Here is a 16,476-nt window from a genome sequence, read left to right on the forward strand (position 1 = left end):
CAGAATAGTTCGTCAGTTCGGTTCAACAGAAACAGCAAAAAGAGACGGTATTCCTGCCGTCTCTTTTTGCTGTTTGGGATACTTATAGCTAAGCCCGGTAACCGTGCTCTGTATAAATGCTGCCCGCACTGAACGGTTGAATGCGAGGGCAGGGTCAGAGCACGTATACCGGAATGGATTAATCAGCAGCCCTTTGCGTTACAGTGACATCAAAATCCGGTAGATCAGTACAGCTGCTTCTGCGCGGGTGGATAGCTTCGACGGATTGAGCTGGCCGCCGGCATCACCTTTGATGAAGCCTGCCTCAGCCAGCACAGCAATGTCACCGGCAGCGTAACTAGCAATCTCCGCACGGTCAGCGAAGGAGCTGAGAGCAGAGGAGGCCGCAGAGTCCCCTTGCAGAATACCGGCAGCCTTAAGTGCTCTGACAGTCATTACGAACATATCCTGCCTTGAGACAGGTTCCTGAGGATGGAAATATCCGTCCGGCTGTCCGTTGATCAGGCCGTGCTGCTTGGCTGTTATCAGCTCCCCGTAGAAGTAATCCTCCGGCTGAACATCTGCGAAGCCCGCAGTGTTGCCGCCCGCGGCTCCGGATAGACCCAGCAGCCTGACCAGCAGGGAGGCAAAGTCTGCGCGTGTCACGGACTGTTCCGGCAGGAAGCTGCTATCCGGCATACCCTTAAGAATTCCGCGCGAGGCCAGTAACGCAATCTCATGACTTGCCCAATGGCTGCCGGAGACATCCTTAAAGGATGGATGATGTAGAACAGCTGCATATTGTCCGGCAGTACGGTCAGCCGTGAAAACAGCCTGTTTCGCGGCTGTATCATAGCGGCTGTCCACAACCGCTGTAATAACGCCGCCAGCACTGATCTGCCAGACAACGATAAAAGGCTGATCAGCGGCTGGTACGGCTGCCGTATAAGGCAGGCGCACTTGGACGCCGGAGCTAGAACCGCTGTCTCCGGCAGGCTTGCCGTCTAACAGAAGCTCAAAGGCAACCAGCGGGGCTCCGCCGAGCTGTTCCTTCAGTACTCCAGATGGCTCGGTTATACTGATCTGCAGGGTTATAGCCTTGGCAGCTGCAAGCTCATCTGCCTTAAATAGCTGATCTGGAAGAACTACACTGGCAATAGCTGTGTTAACCTCTATTTGCAGTCTGGAGGTCCCGGCTGTAAATGCGGACGCCGGAATTGTAATTGCATAAGCACCGGTAGCAGCTTCCTCTTTCAGCTGAAGCCGGAGGAGTCTGGTGCCGTCTGCCTGATTCAGTGCCACTGCCAGTGCCTTCTGCAGCGAGGCATCACTCAGCACTGCCTGCACTTTGCCTTGTACAGCAGTCGCCGCCAGAGTGATGCTCACACTGCCATCCGGCTGAACTGTACTTACGGCGGGATCAGCCGCTGTTACGGTGCCGCCCGGAAGAGCAGGAGCTGGAGTAGGCGAAGGTGCAGGTGTTGCTCCGGGAGTTGGAGTCGCTGCGGGCTCTTCTTCTCCTGGTTCATTATCATCAAACGGAATGAACTTGAGGAAATCTCCCCAGACTACATTCCCTGAGGCATCTCTTGAATAGACGCTGACCGGAGTCAGGCTGACAAAGTTGGCATCGCTGAGCTGCTTGCCGGATTTATTAGCCGATACAGTCCCGTCATACATATAGTTATTATCCGCTGCCAGTCCCGCCGGGTACTGGTCTTTAGCGATGCTGGCTGTCCGGTAGGACAGGAAGCCGCCGATTGTGAAATCCGGCGTAATGTGATCATAGGTAGTGAAGCTCAAATTGCCGCGCGTGTTGTTGAAGCCGATGTTGTTCTCAGCAATGACACCGGGATTGCTGTTGCTGGTAAAGCCGTATGCCCCGTTGCCGAAGGCAACGGAATTGCGGATGATATGGTGGACAGAAATCCCTTCGCCGCCCAGTTTAAATCCGTTCTTGTCACCTGCACCCACGGTTCCGTCTGTCAGGTGGCCGTTGTTGAAGGCCGCGCTGTCTTCAATCAGCACAGCGCCAATCGCTCCCGTCCCTGCTTTAGTGTATAAATCCCACCCGTCATCAATATTGTTGTACGACTGGCAGCCCCGGAACACGTTGCCGACACCAGAGGTCAGCTTGGCCGCGAAGCCGTCGGCATTATTATCGGAAGGGTCGCGGTTATCGAAGGAGGAGCTGTTCAGAATCAGGTTGTACGACGGCCACTCCGCGAGTTCCACAGCGGTTCCGTCCGTCCGGCTGATCTGCAGGCCGGTATCCCCGTTGGCATAGAAACGGCTGTTTTCCACGATGTTATGATTGCCGCCTACAGTGAATCCTTTGGTATTGCCTGCTGTACGCGTGAAATCAAGTCCTTTGACATGCCAATAGCTGCCGCTCAGCAGGACGCCTTCTGTTTTTTTATCAAAGTCGAATATAGGGCGTGCACCGGGAGCTGCCTCCAGTATCTTCATGGCGTCAGCCGTTCCGTCATTGTACTTCTTGATCTCCAGCTTGCTTGAACGCACATACCGGCCGTCCTGAACAATAATACGCTGTCCGGGCTGCACGTAATCAATCGCGGTATCGATATCGAGCGGGTGCTCCAGTGTACCGTCGCCAGTGACCGTTCCGGCAGGGGAGACGTAAATATCGTTACCTTCGGCATAGCTTTTCATGGTGACGGTAAAGTTGCGGACGATCTTATCGTAGGAGGTCAGGTACTGGGTATCATCCGGCAAAAAGCTGATGCTGAAATTCGTGTCCTGCTGTGCCGCAAGTTCAGCGGAAAGCGAAAGCCGTTTACCGGCTTCTGCAGTGATATCCTGTGCAATGACTGCAGAGCCCTGCTTCAGCGTCACTGTTCCGTTGACATTCGGCCGCAGGATCATCCGGTAATCAGACTGGGAGGTTCTGCCCAGCGAAAGAATATCAAATGCCGGTGTCACTGCATTTTGCGGCGGATCAATCTTAGGAGCATCCGTCGCCGCCGAGGTAACGGTCAGCTGAATGCTGCTGACGTCGATGGTAGCCAGCCGGGCTGTATAGAAGCCGACATACATTTTGCCATCCTGCACGTTAAGGATATCCGGTGTGAAGAACACCGCCTCCTTGCCGTCATTAATCTGGCCGGTGAAGCCGCTATTCGTCTTGGATAACGTCAGCCGGTAGGGAGCGGCAGGGAACGTATTACCGGGAGCCGGCTGCTCGGTATTCAGCATGACGGTCTTGATGCCCTTGCTGCCGGCCCCGTCAGAAGATTCCACTCCGGTGCGCACGAACAGCTGGGTTCCGTTGCTGCTCTTGGTTCCGCCGCTGTAGCCGCCGATGGCAGCAATATTGGAGGCGAATACACTGGAATTGCCCGCTGTGCCGATCACATCACGGGCCATTATGCCAAAGGATTCCTGACCGTCATACGGGGATTTAGCATAAGCGGATACCTGGATGTCAGCAGACAACACGAAGTTATCTTGGACTGCATCAAGCACAGTGTAGTAGAACGTGATGCCGTCATGGTCCTCTGTAACCTTGCCTCCGCCTTCAAGTGCAATCAAACGAATGGAGCCGTCCTCCCGGACAACAGTCTGATTATTGGCGGCAGATGTGGACTGCCCGAAATGAATGCTGCTCCACACCGGCTGGGCTGCTTCCCTGACTGTTACCGGGTAGCTAATCGGATCAATATCGGGATCGGCCGGGATGATCACGATATCATACACACCAGCATTCTTGCTGTCGAACTTGCTAGTGTCAAGCGTATAGCCGCTGAGCACTTCCCGGTCCCCGTTGTCATATACCTTGGAAACGGCAAGCCCGTTGCTGCTAAAGCTGTCATCCAGCAGAAAGCTAGTCTTCGGGTATACTGTGACTTCAATACCGGTTAGCTGCTTTATTTTGACCTCAACCGGGAATTTAACAGTAGCGCCCTTATGGCTAACGGTAATCTCACGTGAGCCGGGAACAGAAGTGTCAAGCGCAGAAACGCTGTATTCCTCTTTCATGAGCCGCTGGGAGGTACCGTCACTGTAATGCGCATAGAGCACCAGCCCTTCCAGCTTCAGTGTATCCCCGATGTAATATAACGTCTGCTTCGGCAGATTGCGGATCTCCAGTTTACTTAGCGCCGCATCCTCAACCGTAATATCAAAGGCGGTTGTTACCTCCGGAGTCTCCACTGAGGCAGCGGTCACCTCATAGACGCCTGGTCCGCTGAACAGGTACGGTGCCTGCTCTGTTACGGGCTGGCCGTTAATGGAGAGTGAGTAGAGGGTGGTGTCCAGCTCCGTTCCCGGGGGGCTGCCGTTATAGCCGGCCAGAAGGACAAGTCCCTGCGGGTCGAAGGTATCACCCGGATAATAGACGGTTTTGGCCGGGTAGTATTTGACTATCAGCCCGGATACGGATAGCGGAAGAATCTGCAGGGTAATTGCTGCAGAAGCACCGTTATAATGAACGGTTACCGTGTTAGCCCCGGCCTTGCTGCTGTCAAAGCCGGTAACGATGTAGTCAGCCGGTGACAGGACAGCCTCGCTACTATCGGAATAGACGGCTTTTACAGACAAGCCGGTCAGGTCCAGTGCTTCCCCGATGAAATAAGAGGTCTTTACCATAGCGCTGGTATCTGCCGTTAAGGAAGTGACCGCTTTGGTCTCAAGCCTGATATCCACATCGCTGAAGGCAACTACAGCATCTCTGGCTGCATACACCCCGGCAAACAGGGTATCGCTGAACGCTCCGTCCAGTGTTACAGTTTCGGTCTGGCTGCCGGTGCTGAGCTGCAGCGTATTGCCGGATTTTTTGATACGGAGCGCGTACTCTTCACCGGCTGCAGGGACAGAAATGCCGCTGAACGGGGCAAGCTTTACCTGCGATGACTGTTTGTAGAACCCCTTAATCACCTGATCCAGCGCGCCGACTGCGGCATAATTGGAGGTTACTGCGGCTGAATCGCCGTTCACGCCCACGCTGTCCCGCAGCATCAGCCCGAAGGATTTCTGGTTTGGTGTACTGATGCTGCTGTTGCTGTTGAACGAAAGGACCTTGGCCGTGGCTGTAAGCTCAAAATTAGCCTGGGCAGGGATCTCCCTGAAATAGAAGGAAAGCCCTTCGTCGCTTCCGGAGATTTTTCCGCCGTAGGTTTCCAGCGTCACGGAGGTCTCAGTTGCGTCTACAGGCGCAGGATTCTTCACTGCACTGGTGTTCCCGCCAAAAGCGCTGTACGTCCACGGGCCGAGCTCGATTGGCTTTTCCTGAAGAAGCTGTACATTACTAAAAGTAACGGTTGTGTTCCGGGCAGTGTAAAGTCCCGCATATTGAACAGCTCCGCTGAAGCCTTCGAGTGTTTTGGTGACGCCGTCGAGAGTGAAGACATACAGATTCCCGGTTTTCCGGATGCTGAGGTCATAATCCTCCCCTGCCGCAGGCTTGCCGGCTGTATCAAACAGATAGCCGGTCTTCTGAAGGCTGCCGCCACCCGATTTATAAAACGCTTTCATTTCTTGGTCCAATGCACCCACAGCAGTGAAATCCCCTGTGTACGCCCCGGACTGGTTATCCCACACATTGCCGCGCAGCATGAGCCCGAATGACACCTGATTGTTGGCTGTCCAGGCATCCACATGCGCCTTAGCTTTGAGTTCGAAATCTGCTGCAGGATCAATCTGCTGAAAATAATAAGCAATCCCTTCAGTGCTGCCGGAAATTTTGCCGCGGTCAGCAGAGCTGCGCAGGGTAACGGTTGAATCTGCATTCTCTGTAATGCCGAAGTTTGCCGCCGTAATTTTGTCCTGGCCGCCTACATCGCCGAATACACTTCCTTTCCAATTACTGCTGATATTAATCATACCGGCAGCCGGATCGGGATCAGACACTTCTGCTGCAGAGGCCAGCGGCGGAAGTGAGGATGACAATAACAGGATGGATGTGAGCACAGACAGCAAGCGTTTTTTTAACAAAACCAGAATCCCCTCCATATGTACCTATATTTGACAGGCCGGGTGGCCTGATCAAGCGAAATTATACCCTACAGCAGAAAAGTACGGCTACAATCAATAACTCACATCTTCCCTCTCAGGGGAAGAATGGAAAAAATGTGAGCTAATGATACCAGGATTACCGCTATATGCCTCATGCCCGAACGGCCGCTGGACGGGGCTCATATGCTGAAGGGATAACAGGAGGGGAGAGAGGGGCAGTGGGAAAAGCGGCAAATAAGCAGGTCAATGCAGTCTCAATAATCGTGTGCACGAATCGTCCGGAGTTTTTTGATAATCTGCTTGCTAATTACAAGAACCAGAAAGTGAAATATAAGGAACTGATTATTATCCTCAACAAGGACAGCATGAAGCTGCAGGCGTATCAGATGAGGGCAGGCTCCGGGCACAACATTTCCGTCTATAAGCTCCCGGAGTCGGTTTCGCTCGGCCAATGCCTGAACAGTGCCATAACCAAGGCGCGTTATCCGCTGATTGCCAAGTTTGACGACGATGATTATTATTCCCCGTATTATCTGAAAGAACAGATCAGGGCGCTGAACCACACCCGCAGCGATATCGTCGGGAAGCATGCCTGTCTTGTCTATCTTGAGAAAAGCCGCCGGCTGATTGTACGGTCACCGAAGGAGCAGCATAAGCCGGTGGTCTTTTTGCAGGGAGGGACGCTGCTGTTCAGAAAACAGGTGTGTAAGCAGGTGCTGTTCCCCGACCGCTCGGTGGGTGAGGATGTTAACTTCCTTAGGCGCTGCAAAAGAAAAGGATTCCGCACCTTTGCCACCTCACCGTATAACTATGTCTATGTGCGCAGGTCCGACAAAGGCAGCCACACCTGGAAGGCCAAGGATTATTTTTATCTGAAGGATAGCATTCCGGTGGCGGTAACCGGTAATTTCCGGAGCTTTGCCGACAGAAAGCTATAGCTGAGGTTTCCGGGCCCGGATGAACAAAAACTGCGGTGTGCGGGTAAGCTTGTCGTAAGCAAGCGGTGCCTGCTGTCTGAAGGCATCGGCCGGCATCGGCTCCAGCAGCTCCTCGAGGACGAATCCGGCACGGTGTATTGCTGCAATGATCTGATACAGCGGGCGGCGGTAAAACTGGACCTTTACCTTGCCGTCAGGCGTATTCCATTCATCATCCAGCAGCTCAGTCAAAAAATAGTTCTCCTTCTGGAAATGAGTGAAATCCATAAACGGATGATGCACAGAGAAGACCAGTACTCCCCCGGGCTTCAAGGCTCTGTAAAACTCACTCAGCACAGAAGTCCAGTCTTTGAGGTAATGCAGCGCCAGTGAAGAGAGGACGACGTCCTGTGAAGCATCCGCCAGGAAAGCCAGAGGTTCATTCAAATCCGCTTGAACAAGCCGGGCTTTACCGCCCACCCGTCTGCGGGTCATTTCGATCATCCGGGAGCTGAAATCAACAGCGGTAACCTTCGCGCCCATGCGAAGCAGCTGCTCTGTATACCAGCCTGCGGCACAGCCCGCATCGACAACAGATTTACCTTCAACCCCGGGAAGTAACGACAAAGTGGCCGGACGTTCGTAATGGGCATTGTAGGGCTTGTTGTCTATATCGCGAAAATAGTATTCTGCCATTTCCTCATAAGATTGATGAGATACAGATTCCTTGTGCATTTCTGCCGCCTGCCTTCCAGGTAGAGTGATTGAGCTTGTTTGAGTGAAAATAAAGAGTCCCGCGCTCCGGCTGATTCCGGGGAACGGGACTTTTCTGTTAGATCTGCTTGCGGACCGCGGTCAGTAAAGCCGTCTTATAGTGCTTTATCGTCAATCGAATCCAGCCAGCTCTCAATTTCGCCGATTACCGAGCCGACACAGCCGTCCTCAAACGGTGAGATCAGCCCGGCCAGCTCTACCAGCTCAATGAAGGATTTGCTGCCGCCAGCCTGACAGAGCCTGAGGTAATCACTCCATGCACTTGCAAAATCCTCGTTCGAACGCTTCCAGAACTGGAACGCGCACAACTGGGCCAGGGTGTAATCGATATAGTAGAACGGAGTGCGGAAAATATGCGACTGCTTATGCCAGAAGCTGCCCTGCTCTAGATAGCTGTTGCCGTCATAGTCGCGGTGCGGCAGATACTTCAGTTCAATTTCGCGCCACGCCTGCTTACGTTCAAGCGGAGTCGCTTCGGGATGGCTGTATACAAAATGCTGGAATTCATCAACGGATACACCATAAGGAATAAACTCCAGGCTGCCTGCGAGATGGTTGAACCGGTATTTGTCGGCATCCTCCTCGAAGAACAGATTCATCCACGGCCAGGCAAAAAACTCCATGCTCATCGAGTGGATCTCAGCGGCCTCATGGGTAGGGAAGGCATATTCAGGAACCTTCAGGCTGCGGCTTGAATATGCCTGGAAAGCATGGCCTACCTCATGGGTCAGCACATCAATATCTCCAGAGGTTCCGTTAAAGTTCGAGAAAATAAACGGTGCCTGGTACTTGCCGAAATAGGCGCAGTACCCGCCGCCTTCCTTGCCGCTTTTACTCAAGAGGTCCATCAGCTCATTATTCTGCATCATTGTAAAGAATTCGTCTGTTTCAGGTGAGAGCTCCCGGTACATATTTGCACCATTAGCCACAATCCAGTCGGCATCCCCCTTTGGTGCAGCATTTCCGCTGTTGAAAATAAGGGATTCGTCATAAAATTTCAGCTTGTCCAGACCCAGCCGTTCATTCTGGCGCTGCTTCAGCTTCTGTGCTACAGGTACAATCTGCTCAAGCACCTGCTTGCGGAAGTTGGCGACCATGCCGGCGTCATAGGCGGTCCGGTTCATCCGGTCATAGCCAAGCTCAACGAAGCTGGGGTATCCAAGCTTGCGGGCGATGCCTGTACGTACAGCAACCATCTCGTCATAAATACGGTCAAAATCATTTTCGTGTGCTGCCATAAAATCGTATTTGGCCTGGAAAGCACGTTTACGCATATCCCGGTCAGGCGACATCTCAAACGGTATGAGCTGGGATAAAGTGCGTTCTTGGCCTTCAAACATAATTTTGGCTGAAGCGATGAGCTGGCTGTACTCGGTGGCCAGCTTGTTCTCCAGCTGCAGATCCTCAATGACCTCCGTACTAAAGGTACGGATCGAGATTTCAGCCAGGTCAAAGAGCTGGGCCCCCCATACCTGCTCGAATTCAGTCCTGTATTTGGACTTTACAAGTGCTTTGTAGTAATCGGTTATGTACTCCTGAAGAATAGGTTCAACTTCATCGAAATAATTTCGCTCAGCTTTGTAAAATTCATCCAGGGTATTGATCGAGGCCCGGACGTAGGCCAGATTCAGCAGGGTTTCGAATTCGCTGCGCAGCTCATTTATCGCGGTAATGGAGGCCTTCTGCTCCTCAAGGCTGTCTGCTTCCAGACCCTTAAGCAGGGCTGCAAATTCCTGCTTAAGCTTGTCAAGATCAGGACGCTCATAGGGATATTCAGTAAATTTCATGTAATCATCAACATCCTTTCTCTGCCAGATGAAGTATATTATACTATGTGGAAGACAAAACCAAAACCCAAATCATGAAGAACTTTACAAGCAGAGCGCCTGCATCAGCTCAATAAATAAACCCATGAACGGCGAAAGGTGGCGGTCCCGGTTATAGGAATAGAAAATCCGCCGCTGACAATGGTACGCTGGAATGGGACGCATGATCAGCTTACCGGAGGCCACCTCATCTGCAACTGCAAGCCGTGAAATGAAGGATACATATCTGCCGCTAATCAGCGAGTGCTTAATCGCCTCCAGGGAATCCAGCAGCAGGTGGGCACGTGGCTCAAATCCGCAGTCCTCGAACCATTTGCTGGTGATCCGGCCGGTGCTGGACTGGCTGTTATGCTGGATAAAATTAGCCCCGGAGATCAGGGAAGGGGTCAGCTCCGGCTGGCCCGCGAATTCGTGCCCCGGTGCGAACACGAGCACAAGCTCATCTTCACAGAGCGGCTGGCTGTGCAGGCTGGGCAGATAAAAGGATTCCGTGGACAGGATTCCCAGGTCAAGCTCCTGGTTGACCAGCATCTCTTTGATCACAGGCGAAGGCTTTACAGACAGCGACACTGTGGTCTCAGGATGCAGCTCACCGAACCGGCTGAGGATTCCGGGCAGGATGTAGGTGGCCGGAACATAGCTGGCACCAATGCTCAGCGAGCTGCGGCCGGCAAGGCTGAATTCCTTCACGACGCGCTCCGCCTCAGCCGCCAGGGCATTGATTTTAACCGCATAATGAAGAAAGGCTCTCCCGCTCTCTGTGAGAATCATTTTGTCCATCCTTGGCTCGAACAGCTTTTCCCCAAGCTGCTGCTCCAGATTTTTGAGATGATAGGTTACCGTCGGCTGCTTCAGCCCGAGAACGCTTGCAACGGTTGTTATTTTTTTGTGTTTATACAAAAGCTCCACAATCTGCAGCTTAATTAAATTCAGGTTCATTCCGTTCACTCCCCCGCGCTATTAGCTACAGGTTAACATAGAAAAATTCTATGAATGTTAAAACTGATGCATCAGAAAGTTAATATCAGGATGACACTTAGCGAATATAGGGGTGTTACGGGTAAACTGGACTGGCTGGAATACAGTGTGAAGCGCTCGCTTGGCGTGGAGTGTACGGATGAGGCCGAGCAGCAGCTGGGGGCGGACCAGGTTATCGGTACAATAGAATCGCTGAATGACTATGCGGCATTCATACCCGTCTGTATGGAATGGCTGGCGGAAGTCAGCAGATAAGATCGCCCGTGTCCGGTTAGCTTATGGTAACATGAGTGAGAGCCAGGCTAAGGTCAGCTGAGTCCGTTAGGGAGTGAATGTAAGCTATGGAGATGGACAATCTATTACTATTAACAACCCGTGAAGAGCTGCGGAGCTGGCTGCAAGCTAACGGCAGTAAGGAGAAATGCTGCTGGATTACCGTAAGCATGACGCCTGCCCCGGACAAGCTGCTGTATCTGGATGTAGTCGAGGAGGCTCTGTGCTTCGGCTGGATCGACGGAGTCAAGAAAAGCACGGAGCACGGGGTCGTACAGCGGCTGTCTCCAAGATCCAAAAGAAGCTCATGGACCGAGCTGAATAAAGAACGGGTCCGCCGGCTGGACAAGCTGGGGCTGTTAAGCGATGAGGGCAGACGCGTGCTGCCGGATATGGGACCGGAATCTTTTGTAATAGATGAAGTAATTGAGCAGGCATTAAAAGAGGACCCGGAGGTCTATGCGAACTTTCTGGCCTTCCCGCCTCTGTACAGCAGAATACGTATTGATAACATTCAGGGCTACAAAAAGCAGCCGGAGTTATTCCGGAGCAGATTGGACAAATTCATAGCGAATACACGAGATAACCGGATGTACGGTGCTTGGCATGATAACGGGCGTCTTTTGGAGCACTGAATGTTGCAGGCAATGAAAATATCCTTAATGACCGAGGAGGAGTAAGCATGGAGTATAACGCCAGCAGTCCCGAAGATTATATCAGCCAGCTGCCTGAAGAGCGCCGGACGATTATTGCCAGCCTTAGAGCAGTAATAAAAGAAAACCTTCCGGAAGGCTTTGCAGAGGTCATAGGTTACGGGATAGAATACATGGTTCCGCATGAGCTGTATCCTCCGGGTTATCATGTTTCGCCGGAGCAGCCGCTGCCATTTATCAGTATAGCCTCCCAGAAAAATCATGTCGCGCTGTATCACATGGGCATCTATATGCAGCCTGAGCTGCTGTCCTGGTTCCGGGAAGAGTATCCGAAGCATATGAAGACCAAGCTGGATATGGGGAAATCCTGCATCCGGTTCAGGCCGTCGGGCACCATTCCCTATGAGCTGATTGGTGAGCTAATCCGAAAAGTTACAGTTACGGAATATATCCGGCTGTATGAGCAGGAAATTGCCCAATTAAAGAAGAAATAATGGAGCTGTATCTGATACAATCGGGCTATTAGAAGCTCACGAGAGGGCGATGAAATGGACGATAACAAGGCTACATTTGAGAGCATGGATGAATATATTGAACAGGCCGCACCGGAGGTCCGGGAGCTTTTGCAGAATATACGCAGGGTCATTCATGAAGCCGCACCGGAAGCCACCGAGAAAATCAGCTATCAGATGCCTACGTTTGACCTGTATGGCAACCTTGTGCATTTTGCCGCATTCAAAAAGCACATCGGATTCTATCCGGCTCCGCGGGGAATCGAAGCTTTTAAAGACGAGCTGTCCGTCTATAAAGGGGCCAAGGGTTCCGTCCAGTTCCCGCTTGACCAGCCGATGCCCTATGACCTGATTACCCGGATTGTGAAATTCAGGGCTGCAGAGAATATAGAGAAGGCCAAGGGGAAGCGGAAGGGATGACCTGTGCAGCGATATGGTCTATTCGTTATGAATCCAGCCATTAAATGGTTGGATTTTTTATTGTGTCAGTGAGAACCATTATCACTTATAATGAATGTATGCAGACTTAAGATTGGAGGCAGGATGTACCGGAATGAATCTGAACGATCATATTTTATTATGGAATCATGTGTTTATTAAAATAATGGATGTCCGTCACACGATTCTTGCGCCGGGGGAGCTGCAGCCTTACCGGCTGCCGTCAAGCGCGTTTCTGTACATTGTACGCGGTGAAGCCGATGTCTATCTGGACCATAGCAGGCACAGGGTAGAGAGATTTCATGTGCTGCATGGAGGAAAAGGCGCCAGACTGCGGATCTTCCCGGATAGCGGGCTGGAATATTATCTGCTCCTGTACCGGGCTACACCGGGTTCAGCGAATCTGAGGGAGATTATCAGGCTGATGGAGCAGGATAATCCTTTTCTCGATCAATACGCCTTTGTCCCGCATAATCCCCTCACTTTATATGAAAAGGTTGAGCTGCTCGAGCGGGAGTGGGGAGACGGCTCCGGACTCGGGAAGCTGCACGTACGGGTGCTGTTCCACCAGTTTGTATATGAGCTTCTCAGCCAGCTGTACAGCCAGAATGTTCAGGCACAGAAGCCGGATCTTGTGATGCAGGCAGCAGATTTTATTCGCGAGCATTACAGCTCTGCGATCACACTGCAGCAGATTTCGGGGGAGCTGGACTGCAGCGCGGGCCATCTGTCCCGGCTGTTCAAGAATAGAATGAACACAAGCCCGATTCATTACCTGGGACAGGTGAGAGTGGAACGGGCGCTGGAGCTGCTGCTTCAGACGGATGCTACTCTGCAGGAGATTGCTGAGCATGTAGGGTATCCGGATGCGCATTCCTTAAGCCGAAGCTTTAAAAAATATAAGGGGCTTTCTCCCATCCGCCTGAAAAATGAGCTGCAAAAACGTAAAACGAGTCAGGATATGCCCTTCTCGATGCTAAAATCTGCCGTTCAGCAAGGCTTGCTGCCGGGTTATAGTGATATTGAGAATCAATTTCACTACAGACCGGAAGGGGATCTATTCATGCAAGGAAGATTCAAATTCACCGCAATGACTATGGTATTATGCTTGTCGCTTTTACTGACAGCCTGTTCGGGGGCTGCGGGTACCAATACTAATACAAATGCCGCCGGTTCAGGCAACACTGCCAATGCCGTAGCCGCAGAGACTGCTGCTCCTGCATCTGCGAAGCCTGAAGAACAGGCTGCAGCTGCGCAGACAACCAGAACGGTATCCACGCTGCTTGGGGATGTGGAGGTGCCGGCGAACCCGCAGCGGGTGGCTTCTGACCAGTATATGGGCCAGCTGCTGAAGCTGGGCATTATTCCGGTTGGTGTCCGCAGTTATATGTTGACTGAAAGCTGGATTGCTGATTCAGGCATATCCGCCGATACAATCGCCGGCATTGAGGACCTCGGCGGCTTCCCGATGAACCTGGAGAAGCTGGCTTATCTGGAGCCTGATCTGATCATCGGATCGATTGAGAAGAACATTGAGGATTACAAGAAAATCGGTACTACTGTATTCTTGCCTTACTGGGAAGGGGAATCCACCTCAGGACCATTGGACAAATTCCGGAGAATCAGTGAAATCTTCGGTAAGGAGCAGGTAGCAGAGGCTTGGATCACAGATTATGAAGCCCAGGTAGCAGATGCCCGTAAGAAGATCGAAGGTATAGTCAAAGAAGGGGAGAACGTATCCGTTATTTCGGTAAGCCAAGGTACGCTGTATGTACTTGGGGCAAAAGGCGGCAACTACGGCAGCTCGACCATTTATGAAATGCTGCAGCTTCCGCCGACCGAAAAAGCCCTGAATATGAAAGACGGGTATGAGAATATTTCTCTGGAGGTATTACCGGAGTATCTCGGCGACCATGTGTTTGTGTACGGTTCAGGGAGTGAAGGGGCCTCCGAAATACTGGATACCAGCGTCTGGAAAGCACTGCCGGCTGTGCAGAAGGGACAGGTCTATAAATACGGATCCAGCACCGGGGAAGATGATGAATTTGTCATGGAAGACCCGTACTCCCTGGAGCTGCAGCTGGATTCGATTGTTAAAGTAATGCTGGGCGAAAAGTAAGCGATTGTAAAGTTTATTTATAACAGAGTTGGGTATTTATTCTATTCATAGTTGCCCCTACAATTAGATTACAAGGATTTGTAGGGAGGGTTTAGAGTTGGATTATCATTATAGAGCGTATGAACGTACAGATATGCTGAAGGTCCGCCAGTTCCTGTCTGATGCTTACGGAAGAATGAAACGGCCGAACAGCTGGCTGATTGCCCGCTGGGAATTTGAGGTTTTTTTCTTTCAGCTAAGGGCAGGCACGCTTCAGGATTGGGAGCGGAACATCGGGCTATGGGAGGATGAGACCGGCAGGCTCGCAGCTGTGGCCAGTAAAGACGGTGACTTCTATTTCCAGCTGGATTCGAACGATCCGCCGGATAGCCTTACCGGCGAAATGTTCGACTTCATAGAGGGCAGGACCGGCCGGGAGCCTGCCGAATATTGCAAGCTGGCCATTCCGACATTCATGAGCAGCCTGGAAAGGCTTGCGCTGAGCCGGGGATACGAGCTTCTGCCGGATGAAAGCGACAGCACGGTCTCCATTCTGCTCGATAAGGAGTTTCCGGTCGTTCTGCCGGAAGGCTTCAGGCTGTGCAGCGGGGAGGAAGTCTCCAATAGCGCCAAGGCTCTGGGCCATATTATGGCGTTTCATTATCCGGGGACGAAGGATGCCGAGCGGATGCTGCAATTCTACGGGGGTATCCGCGAGGCGCCGGGTTACTGTCCAGAGCTGGATCTGGCGGTCCTTAACGGGCAGGGAGAGGTCGTATCGTTCTGTAATGTTTTTGTGGATGAAGCGAACCGGATCGGTATGCTTGAACCGGTAGGCACTCATCCGGATTACAGAAGATGCGGGCTTGGTAAAGCGGTAATCTATGAAGCACTGAACCGGCTGCGCTCCAAAGGAATGGTTAAGGCCTATACCGGTCCCAGCCAGCCCTTCTATGAACGGATCGGATTCGACCGGGAGGTAGAACTAGGCGTGTGGGGTAAGAAAATAAACGGATAAACAAGCCAGGCTCTGAGCTCCAGAGCCTGGCTTGTTCGCGTCAGTAGCCGGCAATGCGGAAGGGCATCAGCATGCGCTTTTACCTGAATCCTTTATCATAATCCCGTAATTGGAAAATACAGATCACACTCGCAGTAATGCCTGTTGCCCTTGGCATAATTGACGGATTCGTAGCTGAATTTCTCCTCCAGCTCAAAGTGTACGGTCGGCATCCAGACTTCGAAGATATATTTCCAGATTTCACTTAGAGAATCGGCTGAAATTTCCTCAGGCCGGTGAAGGCCGATATAAGTAAACACCCCGTATTTATGCGGCTTCGTGTGCCGGACATTCATATCCGGCGGGATGATGCTGCTGCGGCTGATCTGCAGGGACGGCTGGTAGAAGGTCAGGCCCCGGAACGGATTCGGGATTGCCGTAAACCCGAAATAGACATCCTTCTGCACGGGATTCAGAATCCGCTGGCGGTCAAGGGTGAAGAAGTCAACGCCCAGCCGGGCTGCATCCACAGAATCGGCATTTCTCCCATCCATCAGTGTATATTCCGGTCCGGCAATGGAGAAGGAGGGGACGACACTGATCGAGCGGAAGAAAACCAGACCTTCCCCGGCACGGCTCATAAAATCAGCATTGAAGCGGTCAAGGATACCCAGCGGTGACGGCGAGCGGCGCCATTTTGCCGGTGTAATGCCGAACTCCTCCTTGAAGCTCCGGTTATAGGTCCGCTCACAGCTGAAGCCGTATTTATCCGAAATGAATGTAATGCTGTCCCTCTGGTTCAGCAGATCCCCCAGCGACCGGGCAATCCTCCTTCTCCGCACATATTCCATCAGGCCGGTAGCTGTAGCCCCTTTCCAGATGCGCAGCAGATGGAACTTGGAGACGTTAACATGATCTGAAATATCGTCAAGACACAGCGGATCAAGCAGATGCTCTTCTATAAAATCAGTGGTGCGGTTAATGGTTTCCAGCAAGTAATGATCCATGTGCTCCTCCTGTACTTCGCAATTAGTGTCCGGTTTTGGGGAATGGATGAG

12 protein-coding genes are annotated in these 16,476 nt (G+C 52.1%); 7 read left to right on the forward strand and 5 right to left on the reverse strand.

The genetic code is table 11. From position 1 onward, the window contains the following. Positions 1–198: 198 nt before the first annotated feature. Positions 199–5,931 (reverse strand): right-handed parallel beta-helix repeat-containing protein, encoded by a 5,733-nt coding sequence (locus tag R70331_RS30430; protein WP_052419002.1) that lies wholly within the window; start codon positions 5,929–5,931, stop codon positions 199–201. 239 nt (positions 5,932–6,170) lie between these two features. On the opposite strand from R70331_RS30430, the gene R70331_RS10210 reads away from it, so the two are divergent. After that, positions 6,171–6,890 carry a glycosyltransferase family 2 protein gene (locus R70331_RS10210; protein ID WP_042175092.1) on the forward strand — a complete coding sequence of 240 codons (720 nt, stop codon included), beginning with the start codon at positions 6,171–6,173 and terminating at the stop codon, positions 6,888–6,890. Here R70331_RS10210 and R70331_RS10215 read toward each other — a convergent pair. The 3 genes from R70331_RS10215 to R70331_RS10225 all read right to left on the reverse strand — a co-directional run bounded on the left by R70331_RS10215 (position 6,885) and on the right by R70331_RS10225 (position 10,408). Further along, positions 6,885–7,604, reverse strand: a complete 720-nt coding sequence (locus R70331_RS10215; RefSeq protein WP_042175094.1) for a class I SAM-dependent methyltransferase — start codon at positions 7,602–7,604, stop codon at positions 6,885–6,887. The two genes, R70331_RS10210 and R70331_RS10215, sit on opposite strands and share 6 nt — an antisense overlap. Positions 7,605–7,738: 134 nt before the next feature. Next, the gene (locus R70331_RS10220; RefSeq protein ID WP_042175097.1) at positions 7,739–9,430 is read right to left on the reverse strand and encodes a M3 family oligoendopeptidase; all 1,692 of its coding nucleotides are present in this window, start codon (positions 9,428–9,430) and stop codon (positions 7,739–7,741) included. 84 nt (positions 9,431–9,514) lie between these two features. Then, complete coding sequence (locus tag R70331_RS10225) at positions 9,515–10,408, reverse strand: LysR family transcriptional regulator (protein ID WP_042175099.1); 894 nt, start codon at positions 10,406–10,408, stop codon at positions 9,515–9,517. A gap of 66 nt (positions 10,409–10,474) precedes the next feature. Between R70331_RS10225 and R70331_RS10230 the strand changes: the two genes are divergently transcribed. The 6 genes from R70331_RS10230 to R70331_RS30435 all read left to right on the forward strand — a co-directional run bounded on the left by R70331_RS10230 (position 10,475) and on the right by R70331_RS30435 (position 15,439). Further along, on the forward strand, positions 10,475–10,702 hold the full coding sequence (locus R70331_RS10230; RefSeq protein ID WP_231576444.1) for a hypothetical protein: 228 nt from the start codon (positions 10,475–10,477) through the stop codon (positions 10,700–10,702). Positions 10,703–10,788: 86 nt separating this feature from the next. Beyond that, complete coding sequence (locus tag R70331_RS10235) at positions 10,789–11,355, forward strand: YdeI/OmpD-associated family protein (RefSeq protein WP_042175103.1); 567 nt, start codon at positions 10,789–10,791, stop codon at positions 11,353–11,355. Positions 11,356–11,402: 47 nt separating this feature from the next. Further along, complete coding sequence (locus R70331_RS10240) at positions 11,403–11,867, forward strand: DUF1801 domain-containing protein (protein ID WP_042175105.1); 465 nt, start codon at positions 11,403–11,405, stop codon at positions 11,865–11,867. A 54-nt stretch (positions 11,868–11,921) separates the two neighbouring features. After that, a complete protein-coding gene (locus R70331_RS10245; RefSeq protein ID WP_042175108.1) occupies positions 11,922–12,305 on the forward strand; it encodes an iron chaperone in 384 nt (127 codons plus the stop codon). Positions 12,306–12,438: 133 nt separating this feature from the next. Beyond that, on the forward strand, positions 12,439–14,442 hold the full coding sequence (locus tag R70331_RS10250; protein ID WP_042175110.1) for an AraC family transcriptional regulator: 2,004 nt from the start codon (positions 12,439–12,441) through the stop codon (positions 14,440–14,442). Between the two features lie 97 nt (positions 14,443–14,539). Continuing rightward, a complete protein-coding gene (locus tag R70331_RS30435; protein WP_052419003.1) occupies positions 14,540–15,439 on the forward strand; it encodes a GNAT family N-acetyltransferase in 900 nt (299 codons plus the stop codon). Between the two features lie 95 nt (positions 15,440–15,534). On the opposite strand, the gene R70331_RS10260 is transcribed toward R70331_RS30435, so the two are convergent. Continuing rightward, positions 15,535–16,425: an AraC family transcriptional regulator gene (locus tag R70331_RS10260; protein WP_042175113.1), complete on the reverse strand. Its 891-nt coding sequence runs from the start codon at positions 16,423–16,425 to the stop codon at positions 15,535–15,537. Positions 16,426–16,476: the final 51 nt, after the last annotated feature.

Source organism: Paenibacillus sp. FSL R7-0331, assembly GCF_000758645.1.
GTDB classification, from domain to species: domain Bacteria; phylum Bacillota; class Bacilli; order Paenibacillales; family Paenibacillaceae; genus Paenibacillus_AQ; species Paenibacillus_AQ camerounensis.

Bases quoted from the DNA above. Each gene is read 5' to 3' on its own strand.
- R70331_RS10215 (WP_042175094.1), bottom strand. From the start codon at position 7,604: ATGCACAAGGAATCTGTATCTCATCAATCTTATGAGGAAATGGCAGAA.
- R70331_RS10220 (WP_042175097.1), bottom strand. From the start codon at position 9,430: ATGAAATTTACTGAATATCCCTATGAGCGTCCTGATCTTGACAAGCTT.
- R70331_RS10225 (WP_042175099.1), bottom strand. From the start codon at position 10,408: ATGAACCTGAATTTAATTAAGCTGCAGATTGTGGAGCTTTTGTATAAA.
- R70331_RS10230 (WP_231576444.1), top strand. From the start codon at position 10,475: ATGCATCAGAAAGTTAATATCAGGATGACACTTAGCGAATATAGGGGT.
- R70331_RS10235 (WP_042175103.1), top strand. From the start codon at position 10,789: ATGGAGATGGACAATCTATTACTATTAACAACCCGTGAAGAGCTGCGG.
- R70331_RS10240 (WP_042175105.1), top strand. From the start codon at position 11,403: ATGGAGTATAACGCCAGCAGTCCCGAAGATTATATCAGCCAGCTGCCT.
- R70331_RS10245 (WP_042175108.1), top strand. From the start codon at position 11,922: ATGGACGATAACAAGGCTACATTTGAGAGCATGGATGAATATATTGAA.
- R70331_RS10250 (WP_042175110.1), top strand. From the start codon at position 12,439: ATGAATCTGAACGATCATATTTTATTATGGAATCATGTGTTTATTAAA.
- R70331_RS10260 (WP_042175113.1), bottom strand. From the start codon at position 16,425: ATGGATCATTACTTGCTGGAAACCATTAACCGCACCACTGATTTTATA.